17 protein-coding genes are annotated in these 20201 nt (G+C 60.8%); 12 read left to right on the forward strand and 5 right to left on the reverse strand.

The genetic code is table 11. From position 1 onward, the window contains the following. Positions 1-41 precede the first annotated feature (41 nt). From tssE to BUE92_RS21830, 8 genes are all read left to right on the forward strand, one after another. The gene (tssE, locus tag BUE92_RS21795; RefSeq protein ID WP_003195563.1) at positions 42-557 is read left to right on the forward strand and encodes a type VI secretion system baseplate subunit TssE; all 516 of its coding nucleotides are present in this window, start codon (positions 42-44) and stop codon (positions 555-557) included. Continuing rightward, entirely contained in the window at positions 554-2413 is a 1860-nt protein-coding gene (gene tssF, locus BUE92_RS21800) for a type VI secretion system baseplate subunit TssF (protein WP_073526212.1), read from the forward strand. Before tssE ends, tssF begins: the two co-directional genes overlap by 4 nt. Continuing rightward, on the forward strand, positions 2377-3420 hold the full coding sequence (gene tssG, locus BUE92_RS21805) for a type VI secretion system baseplate subunit TssG (protein ID WP_073526213.1): 1044 nt from the start codon (positions 2377-2379) through the stop codon (positions 3418-3420). The genes tssF and tssG overlap by 37 nt, the downstream gene beginning before the upstream one ends. Continuing rightward, positions 3413-6067 carry a type VI secretion system ATPase TssH gene (gene tssH / locus BUE92_RS21810; protein WP_073526214.1) on the forward strand — a complete coding sequence of 885 codons (2655 nt, stop codon included), beginning with the start codon at positions 3413-3415 and terminating at the stop codon, positions 6065-6067. The genes tssG and tssH overlap by 8 nt, the downstream gene beginning before the upstream one ends. Before the next feature lie 157 nt (positions 6068-6224). Next, on the forward strand, positions 6225-8171 hold the full coding sequence (locus BUE92_RS21815) for a type VI secretion system Vgr family protein (protein WP_073526215.1): 1947 nt from the start codon (positions 6225-6227) through the stop codon (positions 8169-8171). A 15-nt stretch (positions 8172-8186) separates the two neighbouring features. Further along, entirely contained in the window at positions 8187-8621 is a 435-nt protein-coding gene (locus tag BUE92_RS21820; RefSeq protein ID WP_073526216.1) for a DcrB-related protein, read from the forward strand. A 14-nt stretch (positions 8622-8635) separates the two neighbouring features. After that, positions 8636-12994 (forward strand): RHS repeat-associated core domain-containing protein, encoded by a 4359-nt coding sequence (locus BUE92_RS21825; RefSeq protein ID WP_073526217.1) that lies wholly within the window; start codon positions 8636-8638, stop codon positions 12992-12994. A 24-nt stretch (positions 12995-13018) separates the two neighbouring features. Continuing rightward, positions 13019-13465 carry a hypothetical protein gene (locus BUE92_RS21830; protein WP_073526218.1) on the forward strand — a complete coding sequence of 149 codons (447 nt, stop codon included), beginning with the start codon at positions 13019-13021 and terminating at the stop codon, positions 13463-13465. Between the two features lie 2 nt (positions 13466-13467). Here the strand turns inward: BUE92_RS21830 and BUE92_RS28560 are convergent, their stop codons facing one another. From BUE92_RS28560 to BUE92_RS21850, 4 genes are all read right to left on the reverse strand, one after another. Continuing rightward, complete coding sequence (locus tag BUE92_RS28560; protein WP_073526219.1) at positions 13468-13686, reverse strand: hypothetical protein; 219 nt, start codon at positions 13684-13686, stop codon at positions 13468-13470. 148 nt (positions 13687-13834) lie between these two features. Then, positions 13835-14110, reverse strand: a complete 276-nt coding sequence (locus BUE92_RS21840; RefSeq protein ID WP_003195589.1) for an HU family DNA-binding protein — start codon at positions 14108-14110, stop codon at positions 13835-13837. Positions 14111-14300: 190 nt separating this feature from the next. Next, a complete protein-coding gene (locus tag BUE92_RS21845) occupies positions 14301-15449 on the reverse strand; it encodes an NAD(P)/FAD-dependent oxidoreductase (protein ID WP_003195591.1) in 1149 nt (382 codons plus the stop codon). Between the two features lie 36 nt (positions 15450-15485). Continuing rightward, entirely contained in the window at positions 15486-15653 is a 168-nt protein-coding gene (locus BUE92_RS21850; RefSeq protein ID WP_014720509.1) for a rubredoxin, read from the reverse strand. Positions 15654-15848: 195 nt separating this feature from the next. Here BUE92_RS21850 and BUE92_RS21855 point away from each other — a divergent pair, with 195 nt between their 5' ends. Both BUE92_RS21855 and ubiA read left to right on the forward strand, forming a co-directional pair. Beyond that, positions 15849-16412 carry a chorismate--pyruvate lyase family protein gene (locus tag BUE92_RS21855; protein WP_073526220.1) on the forward strand — a complete coding sequence of 188 codons (564 nt, stop codon included), beginning with the start codon at positions 15849-15851 and terminating at the stop codon, positions 16410-16412. Continuing rightward, complete coding sequence (ubiA, locus tag BUE92_RS21860; RefSeq protein ID WP_014720511.1) at positions 16412-17302, forward strand: 4-hydroxybenzoate octaprenyltransferase; 891 nt, start codon at positions 16412-16414, stop codon at positions 17300-17302. The genes BUE92_RS21855 and ubiA overlap by 1 nt, the downstream gene beginning before the upstream one ends. Before the next feature lie 111 nt (positions 17303-17413). Here the strand turns inward: ubiA and BUE92_RS21865 are convergent, their stop codons facing one another. Next, positions 17414-17791, reverse strand: a complete 378-nt coding sequence (locus tag BUE92_RS21865; protein WP_073526221.1) for a COG4315 family predicted lipoprotein — start codon at positions 17789-17791, stop codon at positions 17414-17416. 152 nt (positions 17792-17943) lie between these two features. Here BUE92_RS21865 and phoB point away from each other — a divergent pair, with 152 nt between their 5' ends. Further along, positions 17944-18633, forward strand: coding sequence for a phosphate regulon transcriptional regulator PhoB (phoB, locus tag BUE92_RS21870; protein WP_003195617.1), 690 nt, complete (start codon positions 17944-17946; stop codon positions 18631-18633). 125 nt (positions 18634-18758) lie between these two features. Then, entirely contained in the window at positions 18759-20045 is a 1287-nt protein-coding gene (phoR, locus tag BUE92_RS21875; protein WP_256673996.1) for a phosphate regulon sensor histidine kinase PhoR, read from the forward strand. Positions 20046-20201 lie beyond the last annotated feature (156 nt).

Below are 20201 nucleotides of genomic sequence, written 5' to 3' on the forward strand. Positions count from 1 at the left end.
CCATTGTGTCCCTCTCGCAACCCGTCCGTGGAGCTGCTTTGGTGGTAACTGAAATCGCTTCCCGCGACCGTCTGCAACCGTCCCTGCTGGACCGGTTGACCGACGACGACCCGACCAACCCCAAGGAAAGCGCCGACAAACGCGTGCTGTCCCTGACCCAATTGAAAGCCTCGGTGCTGCGTGACCTGGCGTGGTTGCTTAACACCACCTCGTTACTCGATACCGACGCCACGCTGCACACCCCGGCCGGCACGTCGGTGGTCAATTACGGCCTGCCGGCACTGGCGGGCAACAGCGCTTCGAGCGTCGATATCAAAGCCCTGGAAGCCTTGATTTACCAGGCCATCGCCACCTTCGAGCCGCGTATCTTGCGCCACACCTTGCGGGTCAAGGCACGCATGGGCCATGGCGAGATGAATCACAACGCCCTGAGTTTCGAGATTGAAGGCGACCTGTGGGCACAGCCGGTGCCGTTGCGCTTGCTGTTGCAGACCGACGTGGACCTGGAGTCCGGCCATGTGCGCGTGCTCAATGCCGACCAGCGGAGACGCCCATGAACCCGCGCCTGCTGGAGCTGTACAACCAGGAACTGCACCACGTGCGCGAAAGCGCCGCCGAGTTCGCCAAGGAATACCCCAAGATCGCCAGTCGGCTGACCCTGTCCGGTATGGACTGCGCCGACCCGTACGTCGAACGTTTGCTTGAAGGCTTCGCCTATCTCACGGCCCGCGTGCAGCTCAAGCTCGACGCCGAGTACCCGACCTTCACCCACAATCTGCTGGAAATCGCCTACCCGCACTACCTGGCACCGACGCCGTCGATGACCGTGGTGCAATTGCAGACCGACCCCGATGAAGGCTCCCTGGCCGGCGGTTTCCCACTGCCCCGTGACACGGTGCTGCGTGCCGCCCTGGGCCGTGAAACCCAGACCTGCTGCGAGTACCGCACCGCGCACCCGGTGACGCTGTGGCCGTTGCAGGTCAGCAACGCCGAATATTTCGGCAACCCCGCCGCCGTGCTCGGGCGCCTGGCCGCCAGCGAACCGAAGGCCAAGGCCGGCCTGCGCCTGACCCTGCGCACCGGTGCCGAGCTGCCGTTCAACAGCCTCGACCTGGATACCTTGCCGCTGTACCTGAGCGGCGCTGATGAACAACCGTTTCGCCTCTACGAACAACTGCTGGGCAACGCCTGCGCGGTGTTTGCGCGCCAGCCCGGTGGCGATTGGGTCGAGCGCCTGCCCCAGAGCGCGTTGCGCTCGCGAGGGTTCGACGATGCCGATGCGGCCATGCCGGTGGTGGCGCGGGCGTTCCAGGGCTATCGCCTGTTGCAGGAATACTTTGCCCTGCCCCATCGCTTCCTGTTCGTTGAATTCGCCGAGTTGAGCCGTGCGGTCAAACGGTGTGACGGCCAGGAGCTGGAACTGATCGTGCTGTTCGACCGCCACGAACCGAGCCTGGAAGGCAGCGTCGGCGCGGCGCAGTTTTTACCGTTTTGCACACCTGCCATCAACCTGTTCCCCAAGCGGGTGGATCGCATCCACTTGTCCGATCGGGTCAATGAACACCACGTGATCGCCGACCGTACGCGGCCGATGGACTTTGAAATTCACTCGTTGAGCGGTATCACCGGCCATGGCACCGGGCCGGAGCAGCCGTTTTTGCCGTTCTATGCGGTGCGCGATCCGTCGCGCTATGGCCGCGACCAGGCGTATTACAGCGTGCGCCGCGAGCCGCGGGTGCTGTCCAGCGATCAGCGCCGCAATGGCCCGCGCTCCACTTATGTGGGCAGTGAAACCTTCGTCAGCCTGGTGGACAGCCGCCAGGCGCCGTATCGCCATGACCTGCGCCAACTGGGCGTGACGGCGCTGTGCACCAACCGCGACCTGCCGCTGTTCATGAGCGTGGGCAACGGCAAGACCGACTTCACCCTGGCCGACAGTGCGCCGGTACTGGCCGTGCGGTGCGTCGCCGGGCCAAGCCGCCCGCGTGCCAGCCATGCGCATGACGCCAAGGCCTGGCGCCTGATCAGCCAGTTGTCGCTCAACTACCTGTCCTTGAGCGAAGAGGGCCAGGGCGCCGGCGCCTTGCGCGAACTGCTGCGCCTGTACGGCGACAGCAATGACGCCGCCCTGCAATTGCAGATCGAAGGCCTGCGCGAAGTCAGCAGCAAGGCGGTAACCCGACGCCTGCCGATGCCGGGCCCGATTGTGTTTGGCCGCGGCCTGGAAATCACCCTGGAGTTCGATGAAAACGCGTTTCGCGGCACCGGCGTGTTCCTGCTCGGTGCAGTGCTGGAGCGCTTCCTGGCACGCTACGTGTCGATCAACAGCTTTACCGAGACGGTGATCCGTACCACCGAACGCGGCGAGATCATGCGATGGAAAGCCAAGCCCGGACGGCGTCCGACCCTGTGAGAACCCTGGACGCGATGCACCAGGAGCCCTGGGAATATGACTTCTTCCAGGCATTGCGGCGCATCGAGTGCGAAACGCCCGAGCTGCCACGCCTGGGCCACTCCCTGCGCCTGGCCGATGATCCGCTGCGCCTGGGGCAGCAGGCCGATTGCACCTTCGCCCCGGCCACACTCGCCTCAGTCGACCCCGGTGGCGACGGCAAGCCGGCGCGGTTGGAGCAGTTCTTTTTCGGCCTCGGCGGCCCCAACGGGCCGCTGCCGCTGCACATCACCGAATACGTGCGCGAGCGCCAACGCAACAACGCCGACAGCACCAGCAAGCAGTTCCTGGATGTGTTCCACCATCGCCTGCTGACCCTGTTCTATCGGGCCTGGGCCGAGGCGCGGCCAACGGTCAGCCATGACCGCCCGGACGATGACTACTGGTCCGCCCGCCTCGCCGCCCTGAGTGGCCGCGGGATGCCGAGCCTGCTCAATCAAGGGCTGATCCCCGATACCGCGAAGCTGCATTACAGCGGCCATCTGTCGGCGCAAACCCGCTACCCGGATGGCTTGAAAGCGATCCTCGGCGAGTACTTCGGCCTGCCGGTAGAGATCGAGGAATACGTCGGCCAATGGCTGGAACTGCCCGAACGCAGCCGCGTGGGGGTCAGCGCCAACCAGTTGGGCGTGGACTTCTGCCTGGGTAGCCACGTGTGGGACCGCCAGCACAAATTCCGCATCCGCCTGGGCCCGCTCACGCTGGATGACTACATGGGCATGCTGCCCGGCCAACAGTCGTTCAACGAGCTGGTGGCGTGGGTGGCCGAGTACCTGGGCCATGAATTGGACTGGGACTTGAACCTGGTTTTGCAACAACCCGAAGTTCCGGCGCTGCAACTCAACGGCCAGTTCCGCCTGGGCTTCAACACCTGGCTCGGCCAACCTGCGCATGACGCCAACGACCTAATCCTGGCCCGGCATTACGCCGACCACGCCACCACCTCAAGGAATCCAGAGCATGGGTGAAATCAGTCGCGCCGCACTGTTCGGCAAACTCAACAGCGTGGCCTACAAAGCCATCGAAGCCGCCACCGTGTTCTGCAAGTTGCGGGGCAATCCGTATGTGGAACTGGCCCACTGGTTTCACCAGTTGCTGCAACTGCAGGACTCGGACCTGCACCGCATCATCCGTCAGTTCAACGTGGAGCCGGCGCGCCTGGCCCGCGACCTCACCGAAGCCCTGGACCGCCTGCCGCGCGGTTCCACCTCGATCACCGACCTGTCCTCCCATGTGGAAGAGGCCGTAGAACGCGGCTGGGTGTATGGCAGCCTGATGTTCGGCGAAAGCCAGGTGCGCACCGGTTATCTGGTGCTGGGTATCTTGAAGACACCGAGCCTGCGCCATGCGCTGCTGGGTTTGTCCGGCGAGTTCGACAAGATCAAGGCCGAGGCTCTGAGCGAGCGCTTTGATGAATACGTCGGTGACTCGCCGGAAAATGCCTTGAGCGCCAGCGATGGCTTCAATGCCGGCGTCCCTGGCGAGGCCAGCGGTGCCATGGCGCCCAGCGCGATGGGCAAGCAGGAAGCGCTCAAGCGTTTCACTGTGGACCTGACCGAACAGGCCCGCAGCGGCAAGCTCGACCCAATCGTGGGCCGTGACGAGGAGATTCGCCAACTGGTGGATATCCTCATGCGTCGGCGCCAGAACAACCCGATCCTCACCGGTGAGGCCGGGGTGGGCAAGACCGCCGTGGTCGAAGGTTTCGCCCTGCGCATCGTCGCCGGTGACGTACCGCCCGCCTTGAAGGACGTGGAACTGCGCAGCCTCGACGTGGGCCTGTTGCAAGCCGGCGCCAGCATGAAAGGCGAGTTCGAACAGCGCCTGCGCCAGGTCATCGAAGACGTGCAGGCCTCACCCAAGCCGATCATCCTGTTTATCGACGAAGCCCACACGCTGGTGGGTGCCGGTGGCGCTGCCGGCACCGGCGACGCGGCCAACCTGCTCAAGCCTGCCCTGGCCCGTGGCACCTTGCGTACCGTGGCTGCCACCACCTGGGCCGAGTACAAAAAGCACATCGAGAAAGACCCGGCCCTGACCCGCCGCTTCCAGGTGGTGCAGGTTGCCGAACCGTCGGAAGACAAGGCCCTGCTGATGATGCGCGGCGTGGCTTCCACCATGGAAAAACACCACCAGGTGCAGATCCTCGATGAAGCCCTGGAAGCCTCGGTGAAGCTCTCCCACCGCTACATTCCGGCGCGTCAGTTGCCGGACAAGTCCGTAAGCCTGCTGGACACCGCCTGTGCACGCGTCGCCATCAGCCTGCACGCGGTACCCGCGGAAGTGGACGACAGCCGTCGCCGTATCGAGGCACTGGAAACCGAGCTGCAAATCATCGCCCGTGAGCATGCGATCGGCATTGCCATTGGAGCGCGTCAAACCCATAGCGAAGCGCTGCTGACCGCCGAACGTGAGCGTCTGGCCACGCTGGAAAGCCGTTGGGCTGAAGAGAAAGCCTTGGTGGATGAACTGCTCGCCACCCGCGCAACCTTGCGCGAGAAAGCCGGTGTGGTGGACAGCGGCAACGATGCGTTGCGTGCGCAATTGGTCGACCTGCAACAGCGCCTCACCGCCCTGCAAGGCGAAACCCCGTTGATCCTGCCGACCGTGGATTACCAGGCCGTGGCCTCGGTGGTCGCCGACTGGACCGGCATCCCGGTGGGCCGCATGGCGCGCAATGAGCTGGAGACTGTGCTCAACCTCGACCAACACTTGAAGAAACGCATCATCGGCCAGGACCATGCCTTGCAGATGATCGCCAAGCGCATCCAGACCTCCCGCGCCGGCCTCGACAACCCGAGCAAGCCGATTGGCGTGTTCATGCTGGCCGGCACCTCGGGTGTGGGCAAGACCGAAACCGCCCTGGCCCTGGCCGAAGCCATGTACGGCGGCGAGCAAAACGTCATCACCATCAACATGAGCGAGTTCCAGGAAGCCCACACCGTGTCCACACTCAAGGGCGCGCCACCGGGCTATATCGGCTACGGCGAAGGCGGCGTGCTGACCGAAGCGGTACGGCGCAAACCCTACAGCGTGGTGCTGCTGGATGAGGTGGAGAAAGCTCACCCGGACGTGCACGAGATTTTCTTCCAGGTGTTCGACAAGGGCGTGATGGAAGACGGCGAAGGCCGGGTGATCGACTTCAAGAACACCCTGATCCTGCTGACCACCAATGCCGGTACCGAACTGATCTCCCACGTCTGCAAGGACCCGGCGAACATTCCCGAGCCCGAGGAAATCGCCAAGGCCCTGCGCCAGCCGTTGTTGGAGATTTTCCCACCGGCCTTGCTCGGCCGCCTGGTGACCATCCCGTACTACCCGCTGAGCGACGAGATGCTTAAAGCGATCACGCGCCTGCAACTGAACCGTATCAAGAAGCGTGTGGAGAACACCCACAAAGTCGCGTTCGAGTATGACGACGCAGTGGTCGACCTGATCGTCTCGCGCTGCACCGAGACTGAAAGCGGCGGGCGCATGATCGATACCATCCTCACCAACAGCCTGCTGCCGGACATGAGCCGCGAATTCCTCACGCGCATGTTGGAAGGCAAGGCGTTGGCGGGGGTGCGGATCAGTAGTCGGGGTAATGAACTGCACTACCAGTTCAACGATTGACCTGAAGAAACACGATCAAAACTGTGGGAGCTGGCTTGCCTGCGATAGCGGTCTGACATTCAACATCAATGTTGACTGATCCACTGTCATCGCAGGCAAGCCAGCTCCCACACTGGATTCGGTTTCTTCAGTTATTACGACACTTACGGGTTAACCGATGCTATTCAACCAAGCCTCACGCCTGGCCAAGATCACCAGCCCCCTCGGGCCGGATGTGCTGCTGCTCAACGAAATGGGCGGCGGTGAAGAGCTGGGCCGGCTGTTCAACTATGAGCTGCAACTGACGTCCCTGGACGCCAACATCGACCTTAACCAGTTGCTGGGCAAACCGATGAGCGTGGGCCTGCAACTGGCCGACGGTGGCGAGCGGTACTTTCACGGCATCGTTGCGCGGTGCAGCCAGAACATCGACCAGGGCCAGTTCGCCAGTTATCAGGCCACCCTGCGCCCTTGGTTGTGGTTGCTCAGCCGTACCTCCGACTGCCGGATTTTCCAGAACCTGAGCATCCCGCAGATCATCAAGCAGGTGTTCCGTGACCTGGGTTTTTCCGACTTCGAAGACGCCCTCAGCCGGCCGTATCGCGAGTGGGAGTACTGCGTGCAGTACCGCGAGACCAGCTTCGATTTCGTCAGCCGACTGATGGAACAGGAAGGCATCTACTACTTCTTCCGCCATGAACAGGACCGCCATGTGCTGGTGCTGGCCGACGCCTATGGCGCCCACACCAGCGTGCCCGGCTACGCGTCGATCCCCTACTACCCCAAGGACGAGCAGCAGCGCGAACGCGACCATATGCACAATTGGCATCTGGCGCAGGAGGTGCAGCCGGGCTCGCTGGAGCTTAACGACTACGACTTCCAGCGCCCCAGCGCGAGCATCGACGTGCGCTCGGCCATGCCGCGCCCGCACACCGCCGGCGACTACCCGCTGTACGACTACCCCGGTACCTACGTGCAAAGCGCCGACGGCGAACACTACGCGCGCACCCGCATCGAGGCCCTGCAAACCCTGCATGAACAGATCGAGTTCAGCGGCAATGCGCGCGGCCTGGGCTCGGGCCATCTGTTCAGCCTCACCGGCTTCAGCCGCCAGGACCAGAACCGCGAGTACCTGATCGTCGGCTGCCGCTATTACATCGTGCAAGAAAGCCTGGAAAGCGGTGGCGGTTCAGGCTCGGCGCAGTTTGAAAGCAGCCTGACCTGCATCGACGCCCAACAGAGTTTCCGCCCGCTGGCCAACACTCACCGCCCCATCGTCAAAGGCCCCCAGACCGCGTTGGTGGTGGGCCCCAAGGGCGAGGAAATCTGGACCGACCAGTACGGCCGCGTGAAGGTGCATTTCTACTGGGACCGCCACGACCAATCCAACGAGAACAGCTCGTGCTGGATTCGTGTGTCGCAATCCTGGGCCGGCAAGAACTGGGGCTCGATGCAGATTCCACGCATCGGCCAGGAGGTGATCGTCAGCTTCCTCGAAGGCGACCCCGACCGGCCGATCATCACCGGGCGGGTGTACAACGCTGAGCAGACGGTGCCCTACGACTTACCGGAGAACGCCACCCAGAGCGGCATGAAAAGCCGCTCCAGCAAAGGCGGCACGCCGGCCAACTTCAATGAAATCCGGATGGAGGACAAGAAGGGGTTGGAGCAGTTGTATATCCATGCCGAGCGTAACCAGGACATCGTGGTGGAGGTGGATGAGAGCCATTCGGTGGGGCATGACCGCAACAAGAGTATTGGCCACAACGAGACGGTGACCATCGGTAGCAACCGCCTGCGGGTTGTGCGCAATAACGACACGGTGATCGTGGGCGGGGCCAAGTCCGACAGCGCGGCCACGCACTACACCGTCGAGGCCGGCGAGAGTCTTCGCCTGGTGTGCGGCGACAGCGTGATCGAGCTCAAGGCAGGCGGCGACATCAACTTGACCTGTGGCTCGTTCAACCTGTTCTCCAGCGGCAGCAGCAAGATCCAGACGAAGGGCAAGCTGGATATCAATCTGGGCAGCGACAAAGGCACCTCGCCCGGTGCTCAGGGCGTGCAAAGCACGATCAAGTCCGCCGTCGAATCAAAATTCCCCGGTAAGCCCGGTGCTGGTCAATAACGAGATTTCTTCACCATGAATTACCTGATCAACGAAGCCCAATTCACCCTGCCCGATGCCGAGGTACAGGACACCTCGATCAATATCCTCAAGTTCGCCAAGCTGGGCACTACCCTGGTGGTGAGCCGCAGCCCCTTGGCCGATGGCGAGAGCCTGCAAAGCAATTTCGAAGGCCAGTTGAAAAAACTCGAACAGCAGGTCCAGGACCTTCGCTATTCCCCGGCGCAAGCGGTCAAGGTCGGTCCGGCGCAGGACATCGACGCCTTTGAAGTGCAAAACCACTTCAGCAAAGGCAACGACAACATTTACCAATATCAGCTGGCCATGCAGATACCGGGCACACGTCGCTTGATCGCCCTCAGTTACGTCAAGGCCCAGCCCCTGGGCCTGGCCGAGGCGGCGCACTGGGCAACGCTGAAAAGCACACTCAACTTCCTTGCCACGCCTTGAGTCGAGCCTGAGCAATGAGTGAGGATCTTTGGGCCGCCCGCGAAGGCGACGCACTGCTGCACACCTCGGTGATGGCCGACATTCTCGGTGGTGTGCTGGAAGTGGCCGCCTATGCGGCGATCACTACCGTGGGCTGCCTGGCCGTTGCCGGGGCAGTGTTCCTCGCGACCGGTGCGACCATCGCCACCGGCGGTGTGGCCCTGGTGTTGGTGGTGGGCGCGGTCGTCGGCATTACCGCGGGCCTCACGGGGGCGGACTTGAAGATATCCAGTTGGTGCGAGTCCGCCGCCAACTGGGTGTTCCCGCCGGTGATCGATGCGTTCATCACCAGCGGCTCGCACAATGTGTTCATCAATGGCAAAAAAGCTGCCCGTGCAGCCGGCAAGATGACCGCCGTGCCGGTCGCGCCCAGCGAGCCGCCGGCACCCAGCTTCCTGGACATGGCAGGTGAGTTTTTCTCGCAGATGTGGCGCCCAACCGTCGCCTCGCCCGCCCCCGGCACCGAGCCGTGCCCGCTGGACACCGTGGCATGCAACAAGCATCCGCCCATGCCCCTGCAGTTTATTGCCGAAGGTTCCAGCTCGGTGTTCATCAACGGGCAGCCTGCCGCGCGCAGCGGGGATCGTAGTACCTGTGACGCCAAGATCGGCACCGCCCAGGGCCTGATTTCGCCGGATGTGCGCATTGGTGGCGAGACCATTGTGGTGCAGGAGATTCGTAGCGGGAAAACGCCGGGGGTGGGGCTGGCGATTGCCGTGGTGATGGCGTTGCGGGGCAATGTGAAGTGTTTCTGGACCAAGCTGCCTTGCATGATCGGAAGTGCGCTGGTGGGGGGAGCGATCTCTTATGGAACTGCCAAGGTCACCTCAGCCCTCAAGAGCGCCATGCATGGCTCACCCAATCCGGTGCACAGTGCGACAGGAGCCAAGATCCTGGGCGGGGACGAGGAGCTGGACTTCACGTTGCCAGGATTGCTCCCGATAGATTGGCAGCGCTTCTACAGCAGCCTCGACACACGCCGGGACGGCCTCTTCGGCGCTGGCTGGAGCGTCGACTATGAGGTGTCAGTCGAAATAGATGCTGACGAAAACCTGTTTTATACCGATGAACAGGGACGCCGTCTGGAGATCGGTTATATCCCGTTGTCCGGTGGAGCATTCGATCCCGGCGAAGGCCTTGCAGTGAGACGCAACGGCGACGGCGCGGTATTGATCGAGAGCATCGACGGCCTGTATCGGCTGTTCGAGCCCGACCCGCTGAACAGTTCGCGGATGCGCTTGCACTTGTTGGGTGATCGCAATGAAGGGCGGATCTTCCTCGATTACGATGCCCAAGGCAGGCTTCACCGCTTGCGTGACACCCATGATTTCATGCATGTCGAGTTGACTTATACAACGCAGCATCCGCGTCGTGTGAGTCACATCGAGCGGCGATACCTGCGCCAGGATCATTTCGATGCCCGCAAGGACGTGCTCGTCAGTTATCGCTATGACAGCAATGGCGATCTTGCCGAAGTCTTGGATGCCCAAGGCACAACCCTTCGCAGCTTTGCCTACGACAGCGACAGGCGCATGACCGAGCACCAATTGCCGAGTGGTCTGCGCTGCTTCTACCAATGGGCTCAAGTACCTGGGCCAGATGGCCAGGAATGGCGCGTCAGTCGGCACTGGACAGATGCGGGCGATGAATACAGCTTCGAATACGACCTCGATGCCGGTATTACCCGTGTGACCGACGGGCTGATGCGGATCAGCACACGGCATTGGAACCCGCAGTACCAGATCACTCGCTACGTCGATAACCTGGGCCATACGTGGCAGTTTGAATGGAGCGAAGATCGTCGGTTGCTCGGTGCAATTGACCCACAAAACGGACAGTGGCGCTTCCATTATGACGCGTCCGGCAACCTGAGCACCGTCATCGATCCGCTGTCCAGAACTCGTGGCACGCAGTGGCTTCCGCACTGGGCATTGCCTCAGGTGGCAACCGATCCGGCGGGTAACAGTTGGCATTATCGCTACGACCAGCGTGGCAACTGCATCGAAGAAATCGACCCCATGGGAAACCGTACGCGCTACGTCTATGACGGTTTCGGTCAACCGGTGCAAATCATCGACGCCACGGAAAAGACCAGAGCGTTGCATTGGAACGAGTGGAGCCAACTGGTTGAAGAAGTCGATTGTTCTGGGTATTCGACCCGTTATCAGTACGACGCGTTTGGCAATCTGGTGGTGCAGACCAATGCCGAAGGTGAATCGGTGCGTTACCGATACGGCCCTCAGGCGATGCTTCTGGAATGTCAGCTTCCGGACGGCCGCGTCGAACAGTTCCAACGCAGCGCAAGTGGTTATCTGACTGCCCACGTAGACCCTGCCGGCAGCACCACACGCTATGCCTATGACATTCGCGGTCTGGTCAAACAGCGCTGGGACGCGCATAACCGTACGGTCATGTTCGATCATGATGCCTACGGACGACTGAGCAAGCTGACCAACGAGAACGGTGAGAGTTATCGCTTTGAGTGGGACGCAGCCGACCGCATGGTACAGCAGCAGGACCTGGATAAAAGCCGGCGCTGCTACACCTATGACCCGCTGGATGATGTCGTCGCCGTTGACTACTTGCCGGGGACGGAAGGTGAGCCGGTAGTGCCGCTGTCACATCAGTTTCAGCGAGATCCCGTGGGACGCCTGGTCAGCAAAATAACTGCGGACGGTACCACCAGCTACGTACACGACCTCAACGACCAACTGGTCGGTGTTACTTTCACGGCGCCTGATGGTAGTGAGCAATCACTCGGCTTCAGCTATGACGCCATGGGGCAGCTCCTTGAGGAGAAAAGCTCGGCAGGGTCTGTGCAGCATCGTTACGACGAACTGGGAAATCTGATTCAAACCGGCTTGCCCGATGGTCGATGGCTGAACCGCCTGTATTACGGCAGTGGCCACCTGCATCAGTTGAATCTCGATGGAAAGGTTATCAGCGACTTCGAGCGTGATCGCTTGCATCGCGAAGTGCAGCGTACTCAGGGTCAACTCAAGACGAGTAGTGCTTACGACCGGACCGGAAGGGTTCGGTCCCGACAGCGTCGCAGCATCGACCAACCATGGCAGTTGCCACCACTGGTAGAGACCGACTATAGCTACGATCCCAGCGACAACGTGATTGGACGTCATCGTGTCGATCGCGTGCACGATCATCAAGAGCATCTGGGTTACGACAGTACCGAACGGATTCTTGTCAGCCACCAGGCAGGACGGAGCGAAACCTACGCCTATGATGCCGCAGCCAACCTGCTCGATAGTTCACATCAAGGTGGCCTGGTAAAACATAACCGGCTGCTGACCTATCAAGATAAGCGTTACCGGTACGACGCCTTGGGTCGCATGGTCGAAAAGCGCAGTGCCTCTCGCGGTTTACAGCGCTTTGTCTACGATGCGGAAAGTCGTCTGGTTGAAGTACGAAATGATAGCGGCAACAGGATAAGGATGACCTATGACCCCCTGGGGCGTCGCATTGAAAAAGCCGAGTATGGCAGCGATGGCTATCAGTTGGGGATGACGCGCTTCCTCTGGGACGAGCTGCGCCTCTTGCAAGAATCCAAGCATAGTCAGTCCAGCCTTTATATCTATGAAGATGAAGGCTACAAGCCCGTAGCCCGGGTCGACGGTACGGGGCCTCTGCAAAAAATCCGTCACTACCATAACGACCTCAATAGCCAGCCGGAGCAGCTAACCGAAGAAGACGGCGAAGTCATCTGGCGGACCAGTTATCGAATGTGGGGCGGTACGGTGGAGGAAGTGCGCGAGCCTACCTACATCGAAGAGCAGAACTTACGGTTTCAGGGGCAATATCTAGATCGAGAAACGGGACTGCATTTTAATACATTCCGGTTTTACGACCCGGATATCGGGCGCTTTACCACACCGGATCCCCTTGGGTTGGCGGGAGGGATCAATCTCTATCAATATGGGCCGAATCCGGTCGCCTGGATCGACCCGTGGGGCTGGAAATGTTGGAGCACAGCAAGGAAAGGCGTTTGGAAAGCCGCCGCTGCCAATGCCCGGCCAGGTCAGTACTCAGCTAGAAACCTTGCTCGAATGGCCCTAGGCAATGCACCGCGGATGAGAATAGAGGTTCGTTATCGTAATACTCCGAGAAACCGACTAAAGGGACGCGTTGGCACGACCAAGGAAATCACGGTGTCGATGGAACTGAATCATCAATACATTCCACAACGCGCCGGATCAAAAGTGGCTCATGAAGATTGGAACTTGACCAAGGCGACGCCTTGGGGTCATGAGTCAATGGACAAGTATCGCCATACCGGCTGGGACTTGGTGAGAATTGTAAAAACCACAGGGCAATGGTAGAGAAGCCTTTCAGGAGCAGCAGACATGAGTGAGTTGACTGATTTTCACGTTTTCTGGGGCACGGCAATGACTGTCGCGGAAAAAAAATCCGCCTCGATGGAAGATGAAAGCGCGGAGGATTTTGCTCGCAAGCTTTACGAAGAATATGTAGCGCAAGGCTCACCAAAAAATAAAAAAAAATGGCTAACAGAGCGACTCGATAATGAATACCTTTGCATGAAGGATAAACCCGTCTGGGTAGGAGAACCTGCCTGGCTATATCATCAGGGTCACCCTATGGTCTTTTTGCATCAATTCTTGGTACCCCCTACAGCGCAGCACATCAAAGAAAAGATATCTCTAGGTGAAACTGTTTATGTCTTTGGTGCAAAACACCTTGTTAAAAGGCCGACAGGGGATATATGGACCGATATCTATCGGATGACTGTGCAAACTTACGAGGGGGAAACAACGACGGAAATCTTCAAGTAACCTCAAGGTTTTATTTCTGCGCCTGTAAGACGCGCCTGTATTTTTTGCTCCTCCGTCGCGGCAGGGTCTACAGTGCCGTCTGGTTTCTTTACTTCTGCTCCGGGCATCTTTGCCTGTGCTTCAATTCTTTCCTCTAGACCTTTGGACACGAAATGCTGCCCCACGGTAAAACCGCTGTTGGCCAAATTACTGGCACCTGAACTTAGAAGCGCATCACGCATAATAACCGCATTAAGAATTCTGCAAGATACAACTACTTATATTCCCCACTACCATTTTTTCACCCCCCAACAAAAATGGGCACCCGACCCAGTCGGCGTGCCCATCTTCTTTACCGCCCCGCCTCCCTTCGAGACGGTACCGCTTAACTTACGGGTTGACGCTGTCTTTGAGCGACTTGCCCGGCTTGAACGCTACGGTGTTGCTCGCCTTGATTTTCACTGGCTCACCGGTTTGTGGGTTTTTGCCGGTACGGGCGCCGCGGTGGCGTTGCAGGAAAGTGCCGAAGCCGACCAGCGTGACGCTGTCCTTGCGGTGCAGGGCGCCGGTGATTTCTTCGAGGACGGCGTTGAGGACGCGGTTGGCCTGCTCTTTGGTGAGATCGGCTTTTTCAGCGATGGCGGCTGCGAGATCTGGTTTACGCATATGTGAAGCCTCTTTGACGGTTTTTTGTTGTTATGTCCGTGCTGCTCTCTGGTGGAGCAGCGCCAAGGCGCCGCAGGCTCTACTCTGCGGCAGACGGGAGTGAGGATGGCATGCCCTCGGGCGCCGCGCCAGTCTCGCGGAGGCCTTTCTCGGGGGATGAACGTGATGTTTGCGACAGAACGAGTGGTATTTACGCCAGCAACGGCGGAAGTTCTTTGTTCAGCGCCAGTTTTTCCATCACAGCGCTGCCGGTCAGTGCGTAACCCAGCAGGCGGCCGCTGGCATCACGGCACAGGGCCTTGATGTCGGCACCCTGCCCTTCGACACTCCACACGCCTTCAGTGCCTCGTGGCGCAGGTGAGACCACCAGCGGGCACACCGGGGTTTTCACGGTGATGGGCATCGGCCCATAGCTCACCGCCGTGGCATTGCCGGCCAGGGTTTGCGCCAGGGCGCGGGCGCAGCTCATCAGCGGCATCACGTACAACAGGTTCAGGCCATCGACCTCGGCGCAGTCGCCCAGGGCATAGATATTGGCGTGGGAGGTCTTGAGGTGGCGGTCCACCATGATCCCGCGGTTGATTTGCAGGCCGGCCGCTGCGGCCAGGTCGACACGCGGGCGCAGGCCAATGGCAGACACCACCAGGTCACAGTGGATCACTTCACCGTCCGACAGGTGCGCTTCAAGGCCATCAGCCGTGCGTTGCAGGCGATTGAGCACCGGGCCCAGGTGGAAGCGCGCGCCGATACCTTCCAGCCCGGCTTGCACCGCTGCGGCTGCCGCCGGGTGCAGCAGGGTCGGCATGACTTGCTCACAGGGCGCGACCAGGTCGATTTCATAGCCGCCCAGGATCAGATCATTGGCAAACTCACAGCCGATCAGGCCAGCGCCAAGCAGCAGCACGCGCCGTTTGCCGGCAGCGGCAGCGCGAAAGCGCGCGTAGTCTTCCAGGTCGTTGATCGGGAAAATCAGCTCAGCCGCATCGCCTTCGACCGGTACGCGCACGGTTTCTGCGCCCCAGGCCAGGACCAGGTCGCGGTAGGTCACCGCTTCCTCGCCGATCCACAGGCGCTTGTGGCCTGGGTCGATGCCGCTGATGCGCGTATGGGTGCGCACCTGGGCCTTGAGTTGCTCGGCCATGGCGCCGGGTTCGGCCATGCTCAGGCCATCGGCCTCCTTGTTCTTGCCAAAGCCGGTGGAGAGCATGGGCTTGGAGTAGGAGCGTCCGTCATCGGCAGTGATCAGCAGCAACGGGGTCTCGCTGTCGAGCTTGCGAAACTCCCGGGCGACGTTGTAACCGGCCAATCCTGTGCCGATGATCACGACAGGTGCGTTCATTCCTTTCTCCTTGTAGTACGTTTCTTAAATTCGGGATTACGCGATTTCGATCATTTCGAAGTCCGACTTACCCACGCCGCAGTCCGGGCACAGCCAGTCTTCCGGGACGTCCTGCCACAGAGTGCCTGGTGCAATACCGTCATCCGGCCAGCCGTCCGCTTCGTTGTAGATAAGGCCACAGACGATACATTGCCACTTCTTCATTACGTGCTTCCTCAGGTTCAGGCGTGTTGGCCGGCGGTCGATGGATCCAGCGTTGCCGCGCGGCTCAGGGCGTTTTGTACTGATCAGGGCCGGCAGATGCAAGCACGTTCGACGCAAACGACGGGTTTGGCACGGCAAAAGCCCAGGGTGCCATGGTAAGCTCGCCGCCTCTTTTGCTGCCAATACTGACTCACCGTGCCGCACTCAATCGCCCTTCCCGATGCTTGCCAATGGCTGACCCAGAGCCTTCTGAGCCCCTTGCCCACGCCCTTGATCCTCAACTGGCTGTTTGACGAAGGCTCGCTGACGCGACGGCTGACGTGGCTGTCCGACGAGGGTTTCAGCGTGACGCCGCTGTTCGAAGGCTGGCAACCGTTGCGCGACGACGAATGCGCCGCCCTGGACCTGCCGCCGGCCAGTATCGGTTGGGTACGCGAGGTGTATTTGCGCGGGCACGGCCAACCTTGGGTGTTCGCCCGCAGCGTGGCGGCCCGCAGTGCCTTGCAGGGCGACGGGCTGCACATGGACGAGTTGGGCAGCCGCTCGCTGGGCGAGTTGCTGTTCTGCGACCGCGCCTTTACCCGCCAGGCCATTGAAGTGTGTCACTACCCTCGTACCTGGCTGCCGACAGCGGACCAGGCCGATAATCTGTGGGCGCGCCGTTCGCGCTTCGACCGCGGGGCGCTGAGCGTGCTGGTGGCGGAAGTCTTCCTGCCCAGTTTCTGGCACGCGCTGCATGATCATCCGGAGAACTGCTGATGTACCAACGCCTGCTCAAGTCCTTGAACCGCCTGAACCCCAGGGCCTGGGATTTCATTCAGTTGACGCGCATGGACAAGCCCATCGGCATCTACCTGCTGCTGTGGCCGACACTGTGGGCCCTGTGGATCGCCGGCAAGGGTTCGCCGTCGCTGATCAATATCGTGATTTTCGTGCTGGGCGTGGTACTCACCCGGGCCGGCGGCTGCGTGATCAATGACTGGGCCGACCGCAAGGTCGATGGCCATGTGAAACGCACCGAGCAACGCCCGCTGGTGAGCGGCAAGATCAGTTCGAAGGAAGCGCTGGTGTTTTTTGCCGTGCTGATGGGCATCAGTTTCCTGCTGGTGCTGCTGACCAATGCCAGCACCATCCTGCTGTCCCTGGGCGGCCTCGCACTGGCGGCAAGCTACCCGTTCATGAAGCGCTACACCTATTACCCCCAAGTGGTGCTGGGCGCGGCGTTTTCCTGGGGCATGCCGATGGCGTTTACCGCCGAGACCGGCCATTTGCCTGCCACCGCGTGGCTGCTGTACATCGCCAACCTGTTGTGGACGGTGGGTTACGACACCTATTACGCCATGACCGACCGCGATGACGATTTGAAGATCGGGGTGAAATCCACCGCCATTCTGTTCGGTGACGCTGACCGCGTGATCATCCTCACCCTGCAAGGCCTGGCGCTGGCGTGCCTGTTGCTGGCCGGCGCACGGTTCGAGCTGGGCGGGTGGTTCCACCTGGGGTTGCTGGCGGCAGCGGGCTGTTTTGTCTGGGAGTTCTGGTACACACGGGACAGGGACCGCATGAAGTGCTTCAAGGCGTTCTTGCATAACCACTGGGCGGGGCTGGCGATTTTTGTCGGGATCGTGGTGGATTACGCGGTTCGCTGAGGATTTTGCGGTGACGCCTTCGCGAGCAAGCCCGCTCCCACATTTGACTGTATTCGCAAATCAAAATGTGGGAGCGGGCTTGCTCGCGAAGGCCTCAAAGCCGCCACTTAGTCAGGGCTTGATCACATGCCAGGCGCCACCCTTGCCATCACCGGTCTTGTCACCGGCTTTCTTGTCGTCCTTGTAGGTGTAGACAGGCTTGCCTTTGTAGGCCCACTGGCTGGTCTGGTCGTCGCGGGTGATCACCGTCCAATCGCCGGTCTTGGTGTCGGTGGACTCTGCCTTCAGCGGTGGCCAGTTGGTCGCGCACTGGTCCTTGCACACTGATTTGCCATCAGCGTCCTTGTCGAAGGTGTAGAGCGTCATGCCCTTGTGGTCCACCAACATCCCGTCTTGGGTCATCGCCGGCTCTGCCGCAAACGCCAACCCTGGCAGCGTCAACACCGCAGATACCAGCAGGGTTTTCCAGGAAACAGTGCTGTAAGTCATCGGAACCTTCCTTTTGTGGTTGTCAGGATTCGGACCCAAAGGGTAGTTCAGAGTGCCGTTAATTGCCCAAGCGACTAAATTACTGTCACACGACTGCAATAATTCCGTTATCTAATGCGGCGCAAGACAGTTAAATGACAAGAGGATTGAGCATGGTTGGCAGGAGCATTCTGATCGTTGACGACGAAGCGCCCATTCGCGAAATGATCGCCGTCGCGTTGGAAATGGCCGGCTATGACTGCCTGGAGGCGGAGAACTCCCAGCAGGCCCACGCCATTATCGTCGACCGCAAGCCGGACCTGATCCTGCTCGACTGGATGCTGCCCGGCACCTCGGGCATCGAATTGGCCCGCCGTCTCAAGCGTGACGAGCTGACCGGGGATATCCCGATCATCATGCTCACCGCCAAGGGCGAAGAGGACAACAAGATCCAGGGCCTGGAAGTCGGCGCCGATGACTACATCACCAAGCCGTTTTCCCCACGGGAACTGGTGGCGCGCCTCAAAGCCGTGCTGCGCCGCGCCGGCCCGACCGATGGCGAAGCGCCTATCGAAGTCGACGGCTTGATCCTGGACCCGATCAGCCATCGCGTGACCATCGACGGCAAGCCTGCGGAGATGGGGCCGACCGAATACCGCTTGCTGCAATTCTTCATGACTCACCAGGAGCGCGCCTACACCCGCGGCCAACTGCTCGACCAGGTATGGGGGGGCAACGTCTATGTGGAAGAGCGCACTGTGGACGTGCATATCCGCCGCCTGCGCAAAGCCTTGGGCGATGCGTACGAGAATCTGGTACAAACCGTGCGCGGCACCGGCTATCGGTTTTCAACCAAAGGTTGAGCAATCAGCCGCAAGCCGCAAGTTAAAGCGGGACTGCTTAAGCTTGGAGCTTGCAGCTTGAAACTTGAAACTGCTCCGAAGGACGCACCTTGAACCAAAACTGGCATGGCACCCTGATCCGCCACATGCTCTTGCTGGTCACCGGCTGCCTGTTGGTGGGGCTGGTCAGCGGCTACTACGGCTGGAGCCTGGCCGCCGGCATCGCGTTGTACCTGGGCTGGACCCTCAAGCAGTTGCTGCGCCTGCATGAATGGCTGCGCCAGCACAAACCCGATGAAGCACCCCCCGATGGCTATGGCCTGTGGGGCGAGGTGTTCGACAGCATCTACCACCTGCAGCGCCGCGACCAACGGGTACGCGGGCGCCTGCAAGCGGTGATCGACCGGGTGCAGGAGTCCACCGCCGCGCTCAAGGACGCGGTGATCATGCTCGACAGCGACGGCAACCTGGAATGGTGGAACCGTGCCGCCGAGACCCTGCTGGGCCTCAAGACGCCTCAGGACAGCGGCCAGCCGGTGACCAACCTGGTGCGCCACCCGCGCTTCAAGGAATACTTCGAGCAGGACAACTACGAAGAAGCCCTGGAAATCCCCTCGCCCACCAACGACCGCGTGCGCATCCAGCTGTACCTGACCCGCTACGGCAACAACGAGCACTTGATGCTGGTGCGCGACGTGACACGCATCCATCAACTGGAACAGATGCGCAAGGACTTCGTCGCCAACGTTTCCCACGAGCTGCGCACGCCGTTGACGGTGATCTGCGGCTACCTGGAGACGTTGCTGGACAATGTCGACGAGATCAACCCACGCTGGAGCCGCGCCCTGCAGCAGATGCAGGTGCAAGGCTCGCGCATGCAGACCTTGCTCAACGACCTGCTGTTGCTGGCCAAGCTCGAAGCCACGGACTACCCCTCGGACAACCATCCCGTGGCCGTGCAGAGCCTGTTGCAGACGATCAAGAACGACGCCCAGGCCCTCTCGGGCGAACGCGGGCAGCAGATCACGCTGGAGGCTGACCCAACCGTATTGCTCAAGGGCAGCGAGGGCGAACTACGCAGCGCCTTCTCCAACCTGGTGTTCAACGCGGTGAAGTACACCCAGGACAAGGGCAATATCCGCATTCGCTGGTGGGCCGACGAGCACGGCGCGCACCTGAGTGTGCAGGACTCGGGTATCGGTATCGACGCCAAGCACCTGCCGCGCCTGACCGAGCGCTTCTACCGTGTCGACTCCAGCCGCAACTCCAACACCGGCGGCACCGGGCTGGGCCTGGCCATCGTCAAGCATGTGCTGCTGCGCCATCGGGCCCGCCTGGAAATCAGCAGCGTGTTGGGGCATGGCAGTACCTTTACCTGCCATTTTCCGCCGGCGCAGGTGACGCGTTCGCGGGCACTCGAAGAAGATAAATAATCTCGAAACACAACAGGGCTAAATGTGGGAGCGGGCTTGCTCGCGAATGCGGTGTATCAGTGAATGAATAAACTGACTGACCCACCGCATTCGCGAGCAAGCCCGCTCCCACACTGGATTTGTGTTGCTTCAAAGCAAGCATTGCAGCCCCGCCCG

The sequence above is a fragment of the Pseudomonas fluorescens genome (genome assembly GCF_001902145.1).
Classification (GTDB): domain Bacteria; phylum Pseudomonadota; class Gammaproteobacteria; order Pseudomonadales; family Pseudomonadaceae; genus Aquipseudomonas; species Aquipseudomonas fluorescens_BV.